Here is a 16,630-nt window from a genome sequence, read left to right as displayed (position 1 = left end):
GAACGCCAGATGAATAATGAAGTGCTAAGCCCTGTCGCGATCAAGGATGCTCAGGAGCTTCCAGAAGAGATGCTGCAGACCCCGCCAGACCTGCCTCCGGTGGCCGAGCCTGTAGCGGAACAGGTGGTCGAACCTGTGGCTCCGGTGCCCGCGCCGTCCCCGGCCATCGCCGTCCCTGGCCTGGACGACAGCAGCCTGTACATTCATCGCGAACTCTCGCAACTGCAGTTCAATATCCGGGTGCTGGAGCAGGCACTGGACGAGAACTACCCGCTGCTGGAACGCCTCAAGTTCCTGTTGATCTTCTCCAGCAACCTCGACGAGTTCTTTGAGATTCGTGTCGCAGGCCTGAAGAAGCAGATCAACTTCGCCCGTGAACAGGCCGGCGCCGATGGCCTGCAGCCGCACCAGGCGCTGGCGCGTATCAGCGAACTGGTGCACATCGAGGTAGAGCGCCAGTACGCGATCCTTAACGACGTGCTGCTGCCTGAGCTGGAAAAGCACCAGATCCGCTTCATCCGCCGCCGCTACTGGACACCCAAGCTCAAGACCTGGGTACGCCGCTACTTCCGCGACGAAATTGCCCCGATCATTACCCCGATTGGCCTCGACCCGACTCACCCGTTCCCGCTGCTGGTGAACAAGAGCCTCAACTTCATCGTCGAGCTCGAGGGGGTGGACGCCTTCGGTCGCGACTCGGGCCTGGCGATCATTCCGGCGCCACGCCTGCTGCCGCGGGTTATTCGCGTGCCGGAAGAGGTGGGCGGCCCGGGCGCAAACTATGTGTTCCTGTCGTCGATGATCCACGCGCACGCCGACGACCTGTTCCAGGGCATGAAGGTGAAAGGCTGCTATCAGTTCCGTCTGACGCGCAACGCCGACCTGGCGCTTGACTCTGAAGAGGTCGACGACCTGGCCCGCGCGCTGCGCGGCGAGCTGTTCTCGCGCCGCTACGGTGACGCCGTGCGCCTGGAAGTGGCCGACACCTGCCCGAAACACCTGTCGGACTACCTGTTGAAGCAGTTCAGCCTCAGCGAAAGTGAGCTGTACCAGGTCAATGGCCCGGTCAACCTCACCCGCCTGTTCAGCATCACCGGCCTGGACAGCCACCCGGAGCTGCAATACACACCGTTCACCCCGGCGATCCCCAAGCTGCTGGCGAACGCTGACAACATTTTCAGTGTGATCAGCAAGCAGGATATCCTGCTGATGCACCCGTTCGAGTCCTTCACGCCAGTGGTCGACCTGCTGCGCCAAGCCGCCAAGGACCCGCACGTGCTCGCCGTGCGCCAGACCCTGTACCGCTCGGGGGCTAACTCGGAAATCGTCGACGCCCTGGTGGACGCAGCGCGTAACGGCAAGGAGGTCACTGCGGTGATCGAGTTGCGTGCGCGCTTTGACGAAGAGTCCAACCTGCAGATGGCCAGCCGCCTGCAAGCGGCCGGTGCGGTAGTGATCTATGGTGTGGTCGGGTTCAAGACCCACGCCAAGATGATGCTGATTCTGCGCCGCGAGCAGGGCGAGATCGTGCGTTATGCGCACCTGGGCACCGGTAACTACCACGCCGGCAACGCCCGCCTGTACACCGACTACAGCCTGCTGACCTCTGACGATGCGCTCACCGAAGACGTCGGCAAGCTGTTCAGCCAGTTGATCGGCATGGGCAAGACCTTGCGCATGAAGAAGCTGCTGCATGCGCCGTTCACCCTGAAAAAGGGCATGCTCGACATGATCGCGCGGGAAACCCAGTTTGCCCTTGAAGGTAAGCCGGCGCACATCATCGCCAAGTTCAACTCGCTGACCGACGCCAAAGTCATCAAGGCGCTGTACAAGGCCAGCCAGTCGGGCGTGAAAATCGACTTGGTGGTGCGTGGCATGTGCTGCCTGCGCCCGGGCATTCCGGGGGTTTCGCACAACATCCAGGTGCGCTCGATCATTGGCCGCTTCCTCGAGCACACGCGGGTGTTCTACTTCCTCAATGGCGGCGAAGAGCAGATCTACCTGTCCAGCGCCGACTGGATGGAGCGCAACCTCGACAAGCGTGTCGAGACCTGCTTCCCGGTGGAAGGCAAGAAACTGTTGCTGCGGGTGAAGAAGGAGCTGGAAGGCTACCTGACCGACAATACCCACGCCTGGACCTTGCAGCCGGACGGGCGCTACGTGCGCAGCACCCCGACCGGCAACCAGAACCCGCGCAGCGTTCAGGCGACCTTGCTGGAGCGCCTGAGCAACCCGGTCCTCAACGTACGCTGAGGACGAAGCCGACCCGGGCCAGCCACTCCGCCTCGTTGGCGAAGTCGGCCTGGGTCAGCTGGTTCTGCTCCAGCCAACCGTCAGGGAAGGCTACATCCAGGCTGTTGTCCCCGCCGTGCAGTTCTACCTTTGGCATTTGCTGAGTGCCGCGGATGTGGTGGAACAGGATGGCAAAGCGCAGCAGCACGCACAGGCGCAGCAGTTTGACCCCTTCATCACCCAGTTCGGCGTAACGGTCCTTGGGGATGTTGCGGCGGTGGCCGCGTACCAGCAGGGCCATCATCTGCTGATCTTCCCGGGAAAAGCCTGCCAGGTCCGAGTGCTCGATCAGATAGGCGCCGTGCTTGTGGTAGTGATAATGGGCAATGTCCAGCCCGATTTCGTGCACTTTCGCGGCCCAGCCCAGTAGATCGCGCCAGTTTCCGTCTTTCAGGTTCCAAGCGTCGGCCACCTGGTCGAATGCGTGCAACGCCTTGCGCTCGACGCGCGCCGCCTGGCCCTGGTCCACGTGATAGCGCTCCATCAGCGAGTTCAGGGTGCGTTCGCGCACGTCTTCGTGGTGGTGGCGGCCAAGCAGATCGAACAGCACACCTTCGCGCAGGGCGCCGTCGCAGTGGTCCATGCGGTTCAGTTCAAGGGCATCGAAGATCGCTTCGAGAATCGCCAAGCCCGCCGGGAAGATAGTGCGGCGGTCTGGCTTGACGCCGTCGAAGTCGATCTTGTCGACCTCGCCCAGCTTGAACAGCTTGCGTTTGACCCAGGCCAGGCCTTCGGCGTTGACCTCGCCATTGCCCAGGCCACCGGCCTTGATGGCAGCGCCGATGGCGCGAATGGTGCCGGATGAGCCGATGGCCTCATCCCAGGTCAGGCGGTGCAGGGCATTTTCGATGCTCATCAGTTCCAGGCGCGCGGCCGTGTAGGCCTGGGCATAGCGGGCCGGGGTGATCTTGCCGTCGCGGAAGTAACGCTGGGTAAAGCTCACGCAACCCATCTGCAGGCTTTCACGCAGCAGCGGCTCGAAGCGCTGGCCGATGATGAACTCGGTACTGCCGCCGCCGATGTCGGCCACCAGGCGCTTGCCGGGGGTGTCGGCCAGGGTGTGCGACACGCCCAGGTAGATCAGGCGCGCCTCTTCACGGCCAGAGATGACCTCCACCGGGTGGCCGAGGATGGCTTCGGCGCGCTGGATGAATTCGTTACGGTTGCGCGCTTCGCGCAAGGCGTTGGTACCGACGATACGCACGGCGCCTGCCGGCATGCCGTTGATCAGCTGGGAAAAGCGCTTGAGGCAATCCAGGCCCCTTTCCATTGCCTCTTCACTGAGCATGCGCTCTTCGTCGATGCCGGCGGCCAGTTGAACCTTCTCGCCGAGCCGCTCAAGGATGCGGATTTCGGTATGGTGGGCCTTGGCCACGACCATGTGAAAACTGTTGGAGCCAAGGTCGATGGCGGCGATCAGGGACAGGTTCTTCGCGATGGTATGCGGCATGATCTGGTTGTTCTCGGTCGTTAACCTGGCAATCGTGCCACGATAGCAGGCTATCGCCAACGCGTGACACTCAGCCGTTGTACTGGCCTTGATGCAAGGCAATGTGCCATTCGATTCTATGACGGCCATATGACAGTTTCGATTCGCGGCGTCTTGCGCAACTATAGTTACACTCAATCGTCCGTGGCTTCCTGTCCGGCGTAGGTGCGGCTATCATGGGCCACGTTTTTTGCTTACGACCCTGGAGATATCCATGAGCAGCGATCTGATCAAACATGTCACCGACGCCTCCTTCGAAGCCGATGTCCTGAAGGCCGAAGGCGCGGTACTGGTCGACTACTGGGCTGAATGGTGCGGTCCATGCAAGATGATCGCTCCGGTTCTGGACGACATCGCTTCCACCTACGAGGGCAAACTGACCGTCGCCAAGCTGAACATCGACGAGAACCAGGAAACCCCGGCCAAGCACGGTGTGCGTGGTATCCCGACGCTGATGCTGTTCAAGAACGGCAACGTCGAAGCCACCAAGGTTGGTGCACTGTCCAAATCGCAGCTGGCCGCATTCCTCGACGCCCACCTGTGATGTGAAAAGGCCCCGCAAATGCGGGGCTTTTCTTTTTCAGAGCACTAGACGCAGAAAAAAGCAAGTGTTACATTCGGCCTCGCACTGCTTTTCCAGTGCCCTCTACATGCCGTCGCCGAAGCATCCCTAATTCGAATCAGTACGCGATCCTGTCGCCATCCAGCGGCGCGGCCTCATTAAGCCAGAAGCTTAATTCTCCCTTCTTACATGATTACGTCATTCCCCTTATGAACCTGACTGAACTCAAGCAAAAGCCGATTACCGATCTTTTGGAAATGGCCGAACAGATGGGCATCGAAAACATGGCCCGTTCGCGCAAACAGGACGTGATTTTCGCCCTGCTGAAGAAGCATGCGAAAAGCGGCGAAGAGATCTCGGGTGACGGCGTGCTGGAGATTCTCCAGGATGGTTTCGGTTTCCTGCGTTCGGCTGATGCGTCCTACCTGGCCGGCCCAGACGATATCTATGTCTCGCCCAGCCAGATCCGCCGTTTCAACCTGCGTACCGGCGACACCATCGTCGGCAAGATCCGCCCACCGAAGGAAGGGGAGCGTTACTTCGCCCTGCTGAAGGTCGATACCATCAACTTCGACCGCCCGGAAAACGCGAAGAACAAGATCCTGTTCGAAAACCTGACGCCGCTGTTCCCGAACAAGCGCCTGAAGATGGAGGCCGGTAACGGCTCCACCGAGGACTTGACCGGTCGCGTCATCGACCTGTGCGCCCCGATCGGCAAAGGCCAGCGCGGCCTGATCGTTGCCCCGCCGAAAGCCGGTAAGACGATCATGCTGCAGAACATTGCGGCCAACATCACCCGTAACAACCCTGAGTGCCACCTGATCGTCCTGCTGATCGACGAGCGCCCGGAAGAAGTGACCGAAATGCAGCGCACCGTGCGTGGCGAAGTCGTTGCTTCCACCTTCGACGAGCCGCCAACCCGCCACGTGCAGGTTGCCGAGATGGTGATCGAGAAGGCCAAGCGCCTGGTCGAGCACAAGAAAGATGTGGTTATCCTGCTGGACTCGATCACTCGACTGGCGCGTGCCTACAACACCGTGATCCCGAGCTCCGGCAAGGTGCTGACCGGTGGTGTCGACGCCCACGCCCTCGAGAAGCCCAAGCGCTTCTTCGGTGCTGCGCGTAACATCGAGGAAGGCGGTTCGCTGACCATTATCGCCACTGCGCTGGTTGAAACCGGCTCGAAGATGGACGAAGTGATCTACGAAGAGTTCAAGGGTACCGGCAACATGGAGCTGCCGCTGGACCGCCGCATCGCCGAGAAGCGAGTGTTCCCGGCCATCAACATCAACCGCTCCGGCACCCGCCGCGAAGAGTTGCTGACCGCTGACGACGAGCTGCAGCGTATGTGGATTCTGCGCAAGCTGCTGCACCCGATGGACGAAATCGCTGCCATCGAGTTCCTGGTCGACAAGCTCAAGCAGACCAAGACCAACGATGAGTTCTTCCTGTCGATGAAGCGCAAGTAAGCGAGCGTTTCAGGCTGGATTGATTGGGGCCGCCTTGCGGCCCTTCGCGGGCAAGCCCGCTCCTACACAGGTCATTGCGGCCCTTGTAGGAGCGGGCTTGCCCGCGAAGGGGTGCAAAGCGGCCCCAATGCATTTTCACCCCCAAACAAGGCCCGAACGGCGCTACACTCTGCACCCCGACCGATACGGCCAACACGAGGCTCCTGCATGCAGTATCGCGACTTGCGCGACTTCATCCGTGGCCTGGAACAGCGCGGCGAGCTCAAGCGCATCCAGGTACCGATCTCCCCCGTCCTGGAAATGACCGAGGTCTGCGACCGCACCCTGCGCGCCAAGGGCCCGGCATTGTTGTTCGAAAAGCCCACCGGCTTCGACATCCCAGTGCTGGGCAACCTGTTCGGTACTCCGGAGCGGGTGGCCATGGGCATGGGCGCCGAGTCGGTCAGCGAACTGCGGGAAATCGGCAAGCTGCTGGCCTTCCTCAAGGAGCCCGAACCGCCCAAGGGCCTGAAGGACGCCTGGTCGAAGCTGCCGATCTTCAAGAAGGTCGTGTCGATGGCGCCAAAAGTGGTCAAGGACGCGGTGTGCCAGGAAGTGGTGGTCGAGGGTGACGATGTCGACCTTGGCACGCTGCCGATTCAGCACTGCTGGCCTGGCGACGTGGCGCCGCTGATTACCTGGGGCCTCACCGTGACCCGTGGCCCGAACAAGGACCGCCAGAACCTGGGCATCTACCGCCAGCAGGTGATCGGCCGCAACAAGGTGATCATGCGCTGGCTCAGCCACCGTGGCGGCGCCCTCGACTACCGAGAGTGGTGCGAGAAGAACCCCGGCCAGCCGTTTCCGGTCGCCGTGGCCCTGGGCGCTGACCCAGCGACCATTCTCGGCGCGGTGACCCCGGTCCCGGACACCCTTTCCGAGTACGCCTTCGCCGGCCTGCTGCGAGGCAATCGCACCGAGCTGGTCAAGTGCCGTGGCAGCAACCTGCAGGTACCGGCAACCGCCGAGATCATTCTGGAAGGGGTGATCCACCCAGGCGAAATGGCCCCGGAAGGCCCTTACGGCGATCACACGGGCTACTACAACGAAGTGGACAGTTTCCCGGTGTTCACCGTTGAGCGCATCACCCACCGGCAAAAACCGATCTACCACAGCACCTACACCGGCCGGCCGCCAGATGAGCCGGCCATTCTCGGCGTGGCGCTGAACGAAGTGTTCGTGCCGATCCTGCAGAAGCAGTTCCCGGAAATCACCGACTTCTACCTGCCGCCGGAAGGCTGCTCGTACCGGATGGCGGTGGTGACCATGAAGAAACAGTACCCAGGCCACGCCAAGCGCGTAATGCTGGGTGTGTGGTCGTTCCTGCGACAGTTCATGTACACCAAGTTCGTTATTGTCACCGATGACGATATCAACGCTCGTGACTGGAACGATGTGATCTGGGCCATTACCACGCGCATGGACCCCAAGCGTGATACGGTAATGATTGACAACACCCCGATCGACTACCTGGACTTTGCGTCACCGGTGTCGGGGCTGGGTTCGAAGATGGGCCTGGACGCTACTCACAAGTGGCCGGGCGAGACTACACGCGAATGGGGCCGGGTCATCGTCAAGGATGAGGCCGTCACCCGCCGTATCGATGAGCTGTGGGATCAGTTGGGAATAGATTGATGCAGGTAACGTTGCAGCCGTCCGGGGCGGTGCTGGCGCTTGAACCCGGGGAACGGATCCTGGATGGAGCACGGCGGCTGGGCTATGACTGCCCAAACAGCTGCCGCAATGGCAATTGCCATGTTTGCGCCGCGTTGTTGGTTGAAGGACGGGTTCGCCAGGATGGCGAAGTCCGCGACCATGGCGAGTTGTTCACCTGCATTGCCGAACCGCTGGAGGACTGCGTGTTGCTCTGGGACGGTGTGCTTGCCTTGGGCGAGCTGCCAGTGCGCAAGCTGGCGTGCAGCGTCAGTGAGTGCGTCGACGTCGGCGGCGACGTCTGGCGGGTGCGCCTGCGTGCGCCTGCCGGTAAACCTCTGCGTTATCACGCGGGGCAATACCTGATGATCGAACGTGAGGGCGGCAAGCAGGCAGCTTTTTCGCTGGCGTCCGCGCCACATGCCGGGCGTGAACTGGAGCTGCATGTGCTGGCGCGTGAGCCCAGTGCGGTGCAACTGATCGACCAGCTGAGGCGAGATGGCCTGGCGCGCATTGAAATGCCGTTTGGCGACACCCACCTGGCCGAGCTGCCCGACGGGCCGCTGGTGCTGATTGCCGCCGGCACTGGCATGGGCCAGATGCACAGCCTGGTCGAGCACTGCCGGGCTCAGGGCTTCAAGCACCCGGTACACCTGTACTGGGGGGTGCGCCGGCCCGAGGATTTCTATCAGATCGAGCACTGGGACGAATGGCAGCGTCTGCCTAATCTGTTCCTGCATCAAGTGGTCAGCGACCTGTGTGGCTGGGAAGGCCGCTGCGGCATGCTGCATGAAGCGGTCTGCGACGACATTGCCGACCTCAATAGCGTGCATGTGTATGCCAGCGGCTCACCGAACATGATCTACGCCACGCTCGACGCCTTGGTCGAAGCCGGTATGGATGCGCACCGCATGCGTGCCGATGTGTTCGCCTACGCGCCGCGCGGTTAATAACCGAAGTTTGAAAGTGTCGGTATAAGGCGGTAATTGTTACCGCCTTGGCCAATAACTTTCACCGCTGCTGAAACAGTACTTCCCAGTCGTCGGAGCCGTGTATGAAACACGTGCTCAAGGGCTTGAGTATTCCTGCAATTCTGGCCTATGGTTACTGCAAGCGCCCTTGGTAAAGCGGCCTGGGGCCGCAGCGTAATCGAAGCTCGCTACATCCGTAGTTCACAGGAATAATGGCGGCAGCTTATGTCGGCACTTGAAAGTATGTCTTGGGAAGTTTCATACCCTCCGGCACTTGATTTTGGTCAGCAACATACTCGCGAACAGTTGTTCAGCTCCATGAAAACAACCATGTCCAGGCATCAGGGTGGGCCGGTGTGGCTGTTTGCCTATGGTTCGTTGATCTGGCGCCCGGAGTGCAATTCGGTGGAGCGCCAGCGCGCGCGGGTACATGGTTATCACCGTGGCTTGTACCTGTGGTCGCATGAACATCGCGGTACCCCGGAAACGCCCGGGCTGGTGTTTGGCCTGGACCGCGGTGGCTCCTGCAGCGGCTTTGCCTACCGGCTGGATGAACGCAACCTGGACGACTCACTGATGGCCCTGTGGCAACGCGAGATGCCCTATCCGGCATACCGGCCGCACTGGCTCAACTGCCGCCTGGGCGATGGTAGCAAGGTGCAGGCCTTGGGCTTTGTACTGGAGCGGCATCTGCCGTGCTATGCCGGTAACTTGCCGGATACCTTGCTCAGCCAGATCCTGGCCAGTGCCAAGGGGCGTTATGGCACCACGCGTGACTATGTCGAGCAGACCTTGAATGCACTGCGCAGTCACCAGATGCCCGATCGCAACCTGGAAGCGCGATTCAGGCGTTGCCACAATCTGCGCGAAGTGTGAGCAACCTGTTCCGGCCTCTTCGCGGGTAATCCCTGTAGGCGCGGGTTTACCCGCGAATACGGTGGTGCCGACAACGGTGAACGGCGGGTGGAATTGGCCGGCAGGCCCGGCCCTTTCGCGGGTAAACCCGCGCCTACAGGCGACCGCGCAGAGGCCGGTACTGCCTTACCTGGCCAGCACCACCAACTTACCCACCGCCTGCCGTTGCCACAGCTTCTCGATAGCAGCCCCGGCTTCTTCCAGTGGATAAGTCTGCGACACCAGCGGCTTCAACTTGCCCTCGGCATGCCAGGCAAACAGCTGGTGAAAGTTGGCCGCGTTGTCCTCCGGCTGGCGCTGGGCAAATGCCCCCCAGAACACGCCCAGTACCGCCGCGCCCTTGAGCAGCACCAGGTTGGCCGCCAGCTGTGGAATGCTGCCACTGGCAAAACCCACCACCAGCAGCCTGCCATTCCAGGCCAACCCGCGCACCGCTTGTTCGAACAGCTCGCCACCGACCGGGTCATAGATCACGTCCACGCCCTGGCCACCGGTCAGGCGTTTGATTTCTTCGCGCAGGTTGGCCTGGCTGTAGTCGATCAGCTCATCCGCCCCGGCAGCCTTGGCCACGGCCAGTTTCTCGGCACTGCTGGCCGCCGCGATCACCCGCGCGCCCATGGCCTTGCCGATCTCCACCGCCGCCAGGCCCACCCCGCCGGAAGCGCCCAGTACCAGCAGGGTCTCGCCGGCTTGCAACTGGCCACGCTGGCGCAGGGCGTGCATCGAGGTGCCGTAGGTCATGCCGAAGGCCGCAGCGGTGGTGAAGTCCATGCTCGCCGGGATCGGCAGAACGTTATAGAACGGCACCGCCACTTGCTCGGCGAACGCACCCCAGCCGGTGAGCGCCATGACCCGGTCGCCGACCTTGAACGCGCCGGCCTTTTCGCCAACGGCGGCCACCACGCCTGCTGCCTCGCCACCTGGAGAGAACGGCAGCGGTGGCTGGAACTGGTACTTGCCTTCGATGATCAAGGTGTCGGGGAAGTTGACCCCGGCAGCCTGCACGTCCAGCAGGATCTCGTTCTTCTTCGGCAGTGGGCTGGCCACCTCTTCCAGCACCAGGTTGCGCGCCGGACCCAGGATTTTGCACAACACAGCTTTCATCGGGGCTATTCCTTTGCGGGTAGTGGCCGATAAGTGTAGGAGGGCCGCTTGGCAGGTCAACGAGCATGGCCCGCCCTGATGGGCCGGCATAAGCCCGGGCTTGGGTTTGAGCGGTGTGCTGGGTAAGCTGGCGCCAACTGTATTGAGGAGCGAATTCGTGAAAGCGTGGATCTTGATGGTGCTGGCGCTGCTGCTGCCGGCTGCGGCCATGGCCGAGGAAGCCAAGGAAGGGGTGCCCAAGGTCGCCTACATCAGTCTGAGCCCGCCCTTCGTTGGCAACTATGCGCTCGACGGCAGCCCGCGGCTGCGCGTGTACAAGGCTGACGTGGCCCTGCGCGTGACGGGCGACGAAGCGGCCAAGACGGTAAAGCACCACGAACCGCTGATCCGTAACCAGCTGGTGGCACTGTTCACCCAGCAGACGGTGGACAGCATGAGCAACGTCGAGGCCAAGGAGCACCTTCGCCAAGAGGCGCTGAAACAGGTGCAGCAGGTGCTGGAGGCGGAAGAGGGCAAGCCGATCGTTGAAGACTTGCTATTCAACAACCTGATCGTGCAGTGACCTGAAACAGGGTGAGGTCCATCACTGGTAAGTCGGATTGAATTCAGGCTTACCCCGTGTGTAGGACCCTTCTGTCTTTCCTGTAAGCCCGCCAGTTTTCAGTTTTTGGGGCCATGGCCAAGCTAGATTGTGCCTTGTCTTCAGTTGCTCGAGAGTGTTGGCAATGGCTTTGAAGTACCAGCCGAAAGAGGCGACTGTACTGATGTGCGACTTTTCAGGCTTTCAAGTGCCTGAAATGATCAAGGTGCGTCCCGTGGTCGTTCTTCACAAGCACAGTCAAAATCGCCAGTTAGTGACGATAGTCCCGTTGAGTACCACGGCACCGGATCACATGGCAGGGCATCACGTTGTGCTGCCGAGTTATCTGCCTGGTTCGGCCCTGACATGCTGGGCCAAGTGCGACATGATCTACACGGTGGCTACCTCCAGATTGGACAGATGTCTGGTCAAATCGCGGCAAGGAAGTGGTCGGGAATACATGACCTTTACAATGCGGCCAGAGCATTTCGCCGCCGTGAGGGCTGCAGTTGGCTTTACGCTGGGTTTCACATATCCAGCAACAGAGCGGTCTGTTGTCAATGTTACGCTCGATGCGTGATAATCAGCCTGTTCCCGCAAGGGGCTTGTAAGACTCTGAGGATCCTGGTTCGACCAGCAATTACAGAGCCGGGCAGGTATATGGCGATGACAAGTCGACCTGTCTGTGAGTAGGGCGCCGAAAGGCGCCCTTTGTCTTTGTGCCAGTTTTCCAATTTTCGGCGGACGCTCGCGCATGCCTTCAAGACGCCAGGCTCCGACGAAACCGTGCCAGCGCCACGCTGAAGAACACCAGGCCGATCAGCGTCAGCGCCAGGATATCCGGCCATACCACCGCCCACCCGGCATCCCTGAACAGGATTGCGGCACTCAGGCTGACAAAGTGCGTTGAGGGTGACCCTTGCATCACCCACTGCAGCCACTGCGGCATGCTGTCCAGAGGTGTGCTGCCGCCGGACAGCAACAGCATCGGGATGATCACCGGGATCGCCAGCAGGCCGAACTGCGGCGTCGAGCGCGCCAGGGTGGCGAGGAAAATGCCCAGTGATGTACTGGCGAACAGGTACAGCGCGGTCACGGCCAGGAACAGCCCCATCGAGCCAGACAGCGGCACGCCCAGTGCACCTTTGACGACTACCACCAACGAAATCCAGGTGCAGATCACCACCACCAGCGCGTTGCTGCCGATCTTGGCCAGCATGATCTCCAGCGCGGTCAACGGCAGCACCAGCAGGTGGTCGAGGGTACCATGCTCACGCTCGCGCAGCAGCGCGGTGCCAGTGAGGATGATCGCCAGGATGGTGATGTTGTTGACGATCTGGATCACGGCCAGAAACCAGCCCCCCTCCAGGTTGGGGTTGAACAGCGCCTTGGGGTTGATCAGCACCGGGCTTTGCTCGTTACCACGCTGGCTGTAGTCGAGCAGTTCGCGCTCGAAGATGCGGCCGATGTAGCCGGCGCCCATGAACGCTTGGCTCATGGCTGTAGCATCGACGTTGATCTGCAGCTCCGGCGAGCGCCCGGCCAGCAGGTCGCTCTGAAAGTTCACCGGTATGTTGATGACGAAGGTGTACTGGCCGCTGTCCATGGCCTGGTCCAGGCGCTGCGGAGGCAGCGGCACGGCTGGCTGGAACTCGGGCGGTTGCAGGGCTTCGCTGAGCTTGCGCGAGAGCAGGCTATGGTCTTCATCCACCACCGCCACGCTGGCGTTGTGTACACCGATCACCGAGCCGGCTGCCGGCATGTAGATCGCCACGCTGAAGGCATATAGCAGGAACAGCAGCAGGACGCTGTCATGGCGCAGGCTGGTCAGTTCTTTCAGGCCCAGGCGCAGGGTGTGGTTCAGGCGCGACATGTCAGGCCTCCTGCTTTTTCAGCATTGCCAGGCTCAGGCCGGTGAACGCGGCAAAGAAGCTCAGCAGGATCAGGCACTGCGGCCACAACTCGCGCAGGCCTAACGCCTTGGTGAAGGTGCCGACTGCGATGTCGAGGAAGTAGCCCGCCGGGAACAACTGGCCCATCACCGCTGCCGCGCCGTCCAGCGACGAGCGTGGCACGATCAGCCCGGAAAACTGGATGGTCGGCAGGCTGGTAATGATCATGGTGCCGAGAATGGCGGCGATCTGGGTGCGGGTGAATGCCGAAATCAGCAGGCCCAGGCTGGTGGTTGCCAGCAGGTAGGCCACGCCGCCACATGCCAAAGCCAGTACGCTGCCCTTGAGCGGTACGGCGAACAGCCAGCGGTTCATCGCCACCAGCAGCGCCAGGTTGACCAGGCTCACAGCCAGGTAGGGCATCTGCTTGCCAAGCAGGAATTCCAGGCGGGTGAGGGGTGTGGCGTAGAAGTTGGTGATGGAGCCGAGCTCCTTCTCGCGCACGATGCCCAGTGCCGTGAGCATGGCCGGAATGAAGGCCAGTATCAGTGCCATCACGCCCGGGCCGATGGCGTTCACGCTGACCACATCCTGGTTGTAGCGGAAACGCGTTTCCAGGCGCACCGGGTCCTGGCGTGGCTGCGGTTGTGGGCTGGCCTTTGCCAGTTGCTCCAGGTTGGCCTGGTGCACGGCTTCCACGTAGTTGCGGCTGGTTTCGGCGCGGAACGGCATGCCACCGTCGAGCCAGGCAGCCACCACCGGCTGGCGTCCTGCGTACAGGTCGCGACCAAAGCCGGGCGGAATTTCCAGTGCCAGTTTGATTTCCGAGCGTTGCAGGCGCTGGTGCAGCTCGCTGCTGTCGCGGATCGGCGCCTGTTCGGCGAAGTAGCGTGAGCCACGGAAGGCTTCGAGGTAGGCACGACTTTGCGGGCTCTGGTCCTGATCGTGCACGGCGAAGGCGAGGTTTTCCACATCCAGTGAAATGCCGTAGCCGAAGATCACCATCATGAACAGTGCACCCAGTAAGGCGAAGGCCAGGCGCACCTTGTCGCGCAGCAGCTCCTTGCCCTCACGGCCGGCCACTGCGAGCAGGCGACGCAGGCTGAAACCCTGGCGCAGCGGTAGGGTGGGGGTGGACGCCTGTTCCAGCACGCTGCTGTCGGTGGCGGCTGGCGCCAGTTCCTGGGCCTGTTCCAGGCAGCGGACGAACGCGTCTTCCAGCGTGTCGCCCTGGTACTGGTGCTGCAGGGCATCGGGCGTGTCGCAGGCCAGCACCCGCCCGGCGTGCATCAGCGAAATACGATCGCAGCGCTGGGCTTCATTCATGAAGTGGGTGGAGAGGAAAATGGTCACGCCCTGCTCGCGGGACAGTTCTACCAGCAGGCGCCAGAAGTCGTCGCGGGCGGCCGGGTCGACGCCGGAGGTCGGTTCGTCGAGGATCAAGACTTCCGGGCGATGCAGAACCGCCACTGCCAGCGACAGGCGCTGGCGCAAACCAAGGGGCAGGGCGCCAGACGGTTGGTCGGCGATAGCGGCGAGGTCGAAGCGCTCGATCAGCTCATCGATGCGCTGGGCGCTCTCGGCTTTGGGCAAGTCGAACAGGCGGGCATGCAGGGCCAGGTTCTGCCGGGTGCTGAGCTCGCCATACAGAGAGAAACTCTGCGACATGAAGCCGACCCGCTTGCGTGTGGCCAGGTCGCTGGCGTCCACCGGGCGCCCCAGCAGGCTGGCGCTGCCCTCGCTGGCCGGCATCAGGCCGGTGAGCACTTTCATGGTGGTGGTCTTGCCGCAACCGTTGGAACCCAGGAAGCCGAAGATCTCCCCGCGGCCAATGGCGAAACTGACCTTGTTCACCGCTGTGAAGTCGCCAAAGCGCAGGGTCAGGTCGTGTGCCTCGATGGCGACCGGGCCGTCCGTGGCTTGGCGCGGCGGGATTGCCAGTGGTTGATGCTGCGCCTTGCCCGCGCCCTGGTAGTGGGTAAAGGCATCATCCAGTTTGCCGCTCGGGGTGACTGCAGCCAGTTCGTGGCTAGGGCCGGCGGCCAGCAGCCGGCCGCCATCGAGCATCAGGCAATGCTCGAACTGTTCGGCTTCTTCCATGTAGGCGGTAGCCACCAGCAAGGTCAGTTGCGGGCGTTGTGCGCGAACCTGTTCAACCAGCTCCCAGAAGCGCCGCCGCGACAGTGGGTCGACGCCGGTGGTCGGCTCGTCCAGGATAAGCAGGTCTGGCTCGTGGATCAGCGCGCAGCAAAGGCCCAGCTTCTGCTTCATGCCCCCCGACAGCTTGCCGGCCGGGCGCTGGGCAAAGCGCTGCAGGTCGGTGGCCTGCAACAGATTGGCCATGCGCTGTTCACACTCACGGCGGCCCAGCCCGAACAGGGTGGCAAAAAAACGGATGTTCTCGCTGATCGACAGTTCCGGGTACAGGTTGTTGCCCAGCCCTTGCGGCATGAACGCCACTTTGGGGTAGAGCGCCGTGCGATGGCGGCGTTGGCGGATCGAGCCACCCAGCACCTGCAGCTCTCCCTGCTGTAGGCGTTTCACGCCGGCGATCAGCCCCAGCAGGGTCGATTTGCCCGCCCCGTCAGGGCCTATCAGCGCGCAGCGGGTACCCACAGGGAGGCTGAAGCCTAGTGGGTGGAGGGCTATCACGTCGCCGTAACGGTGGCTGATGCCTTCGGCCAGCAGTGCCGGGGCGTTCATTGCAGGTTGGCCGGCCAGTCCACCTCAGCCGTGCGTACATAGCCGGCGCCTGGCATGCCTGGTTTGGCTTGCGGCACGGCGCCTGGGTCGCTCAGGCGCAGTTTGACCCGGAACACCAGCTTTTGCCGTTCGTCGCGGGTTTCCACCTGTTTGGGGGTGAACTGGGCCTTGGCTGCGACAAAGGCCACCTTGGCCGGCAGCGCGCGCTCGGGCAGGGCGTCGAGCACGATGCGCGCCTGGTCGCCTACAGTCAGCCGGCCGCTGGTAGAGGCCGGGAGGTACAGGTTCATGTACTGGTCGCTGGGGTCGATCAGCATCAGCACACGGCCGCCGGCACCCAGCACTTCACCGGGTTCGGCCAGGCGCAGCTGGATGATGCCGTTGATGGGCGCACGCAGGCTGCTGTCGTCGATTTCACTGGTGAGCTGCGCCACTTGGGCTTCGGCGGCGCCAATGGCGGCCTTGATCGCTGCCAGTTGGGCGCGGGCAGCGACTACTGCTGCATTGGCCGTGTCAAAGCGCGCCTGCTGTTGGTCGAGCAACTGCTGGCTGGCGAACTTGCGCTGGAAGATTTCGCGCACGCGCTTGAGCTCCTGGCTGGCCAACAGCAGTTCACTCTGGCGCAGTTGCACGGTGGCCTGGGCGGCGGCGTAGTTTTCCCGGGCGCGCAGCACTTCGGCTTCGGCCTGGCTGCGCTGGGCTTCCATGGTGCGTGTGTCGATGCGTGCCAGTAGCTGGCCACGGGTCACGTTGTCGCCTTCATCGACCAGTACTTCGGCCAGGCGACCGGGGATCTTGCTGGCGATCTGCACTTCGGTGGCTTCAAGGCGGCCGTTGCCCATGCTCAGGCCTTCGGGCAACTGGTCGTGAAGCGACTTCCAGTACCCCAGCCCGCCGGCTGCAGCGAGCAGTGCGATCAGTGCAGTGGCGAAGATTCTAGGGGCGTATCGGTTCATCGTTC

The 16,630-nt window shown here is 62.3% G+C and carries 13 protein-coding genes; 8 read left to right on the top strand and 5 right to left on the bottom strand.

The genetic code is table 11. The annotated features are described in order from the left end of the window. Positions 1-9 precede the first annotated feature (9 nt). Positions 10-2,253 (top strand): polyphosphate kinase 1, encoded by a 2,244-nt coding sequence (ppk1, locus tag REH59_RS27755; protein WP_014754802.1) that lies wholly within the window; start codon positions 10-12, stop codon positions 2,251-2,253. On the opposite strand, the gene ppx is transcribed toward ppk1, so the two are convergent. Continuing rightward, positions 2,240-3,742 carry an exopolyphosphatase gene (gene ppx, locus REH59_RS27750; RefSeq protein WP_003253659.1) on the bottom strand — a complete coding sequence of 501 codons (1,503 nt, stop codon included), beginning with the start codon at positions 3,740-3,742 and terminating at the stop codon, positions 2,240-2,242. The genes ppk1 and ppx overlap by 14 nt on opposite strands. 253 nt (positions 3,743-3,995) lie before the next feature. Here ppx and trxA point away from each other — a divergent pair, with 253 nt between their 5' ends. The 5 genes from trxA to REH59_RS27725 all read left to right on the top strand — a co-directional run bounded on the left by trxA (position 3,996) and on the right by REH59_RS27725 (position 9,351). After that, positions 3,996-4,325: a thioredoxin TrxA gene (gene trxA, locus REH59_RS27745; protein WP_003253660.1), complete on the top strand. Its 330-nt coding sequence runs from the start codon at positions 3,996-3,998 to the stop codon at positions 4,323-4,325. A gap of 227 nt (positions 4,326-4,552) precedes the next feature. Continuing rightward, positions 4,553-5,812: a transcription termination factor Rho gene (gene rho, locus REH59_RS27740; protein WP_003253661.1), complete on the top strand. Its 1,260-nt coding sequence runs from the start codon at positions 4,553-4,555 to the stop codon at positions 5,810-5,812. Between the two features lie 207 nt (positions 5,813-6,019). Further along, positions 6,020-7,486: a 4-hydroxy-3-polyprenylbenzoate decarboxylase gene (ubiD, locus tag REH59_RS27735; RefSeq protein WP_003253663.1), complete on the top strand. Its 1,467-nt coding sequence runs from the start codon at positions 6,020-6,022 to the stop codon at positions 7,484-7,486. Then, positions 7,486-8,454 (top strand): CDP-6-deoxy-delta-3,4-glucoseen reductase, encoded by a 969-nt coding sequence (locus tag REH59_RS27730; RefSeq protein WP_003253665.1) that lies wholly within the window; start codon positions 7,486-7,488, stop codon positions 8,452-8,454. Before ubiD ends, REH59_RS27730 begins: the two co-directional genes overlap by 1 nt. 246 nt (positions 8,455-8,700) lie before the next feature. Then, on the top strand, positions 8,701-9,351 hold the full coding sequence (locus REH59_RS27725; protein WP_012054059.1) for a gamma-glutamylcyclotransferase: 651 nt from the start codon (positions 8,701-8,703) through the stop codon (positions 9,349-9,351). A 165-nt stretch (positions 9,352-9,516) separates the two neighbouring features. Here REH59_RS27725 and REH59_RS27720 read toward each other — a convergent pair whose 3' ends face one another. After that, the gene (locus REH59_RS27720) at positions 9,517-10,494 is read right to left on the bottom strand and encodes an NADPH:quinone oxidoreductase family protein (RefSeq protein ID WP_014861350.1); all 978 of its coding nucleotides are present in this window, start codon (positions 10,492-10,494) and stop codon (positions 9,517-9,519) included. Positions 10,495-10,651: 157 nt separating this feature from the next. Between REH59_RS27720 and REH59_RS27715 the strand changes: the two genes are divergently transcribed. Together REH59_RS27715 and REH59_RS27710 are read left to right on the top strand one after the other, a co-directional pair. Further along, positions 10,652-11,056: a flagellar basal body-associated protein FliL gene (locus REH59_RS27715; RefSeq protein WP_003253671.1), complete on the top strand. Its 405-nt coding sequence runs from the start codon at positions 10,652-10,654 to the stop codon at positions 11,054-11,056. Positions 11,057-11,219: 163 nt separating this feature from the next. Continuing rightward, the gene (locus tag REH59_RS27710) at positions 11,220-11,654 is read left to right on the top strand and encodes a type II toxin-antitoxin system PemK/MazF family toxin (protein WP_167551137.1); all 435 of its coding nucleotides are present in this window, start codon (positions 11,220-11,222) and stop codon (positions 11,652-11,654) included. Between the two features lie 180 nt (positions 11,655-11,834). On the opposite strand, the gene REH59_RS27705 is transcribed toward REH59_RS27710, so the two are convergent. The 3 genes from REH59_RS27705 to REH59_RS27695 are packed head-to-tail and all read right to left on the bottom strand — an operon-like array spanning position 11,835 to position 16,625. Continuing rightward, positions 11,835-12,947: an ABC transporter permease gene (locus REH59_RS27705; RefSeq protein WP_003253673.1), complete on the bottom strand. Its 1,113-nt coding sequence runs from the start codon at positions 12,945-12,947 to the stop codon at positions 11,835-11,837. Position 12,948: 1 nt separating this feature from the next. Continuing rightward, on the bottom strand, positions 12,949-15,669 hold the full coding sequence (gene rbbA, locus REH59_RS27700; protein WP_014754796.1) for a ribosome-associated ATPase/putative transporter RbbA: 2,721 nt from the start codon (positions 15,667-15,669) through the stop codon (positions 12,949-12,951). Next, positions 15,666-16,625, bottom strand: coding sequence for an HlyD family secretion protein (locus REH59_RS27695; RefSeq protein WP_003253678.1), 960 nt, complete (start codon positions 16,623-16,625; stop codon positions 15,666-15,668). Before REH59_RS27695 ends, rbbA begins: the two co-directional genes overlap by 4 nt. Positions 16,626-16,630: the final 5 nt, after the last annotated feature.

This window comes from Pseudomonas sp. BO3-4, from assembly GCF_034044115.1.
Lineage (GTDB): Bacteria > Pseudomonadota > Gammaproteobacteria > Pseudomonadales > Pseudomonadaceae > Aquipseudomonas > Aquipseudomonas alloputida.
The sequence above is the reverse complement of the archived record's forward strand: the minus strand, read 5'-3'. Positions and strand labels throughout refer to the sequence as shown.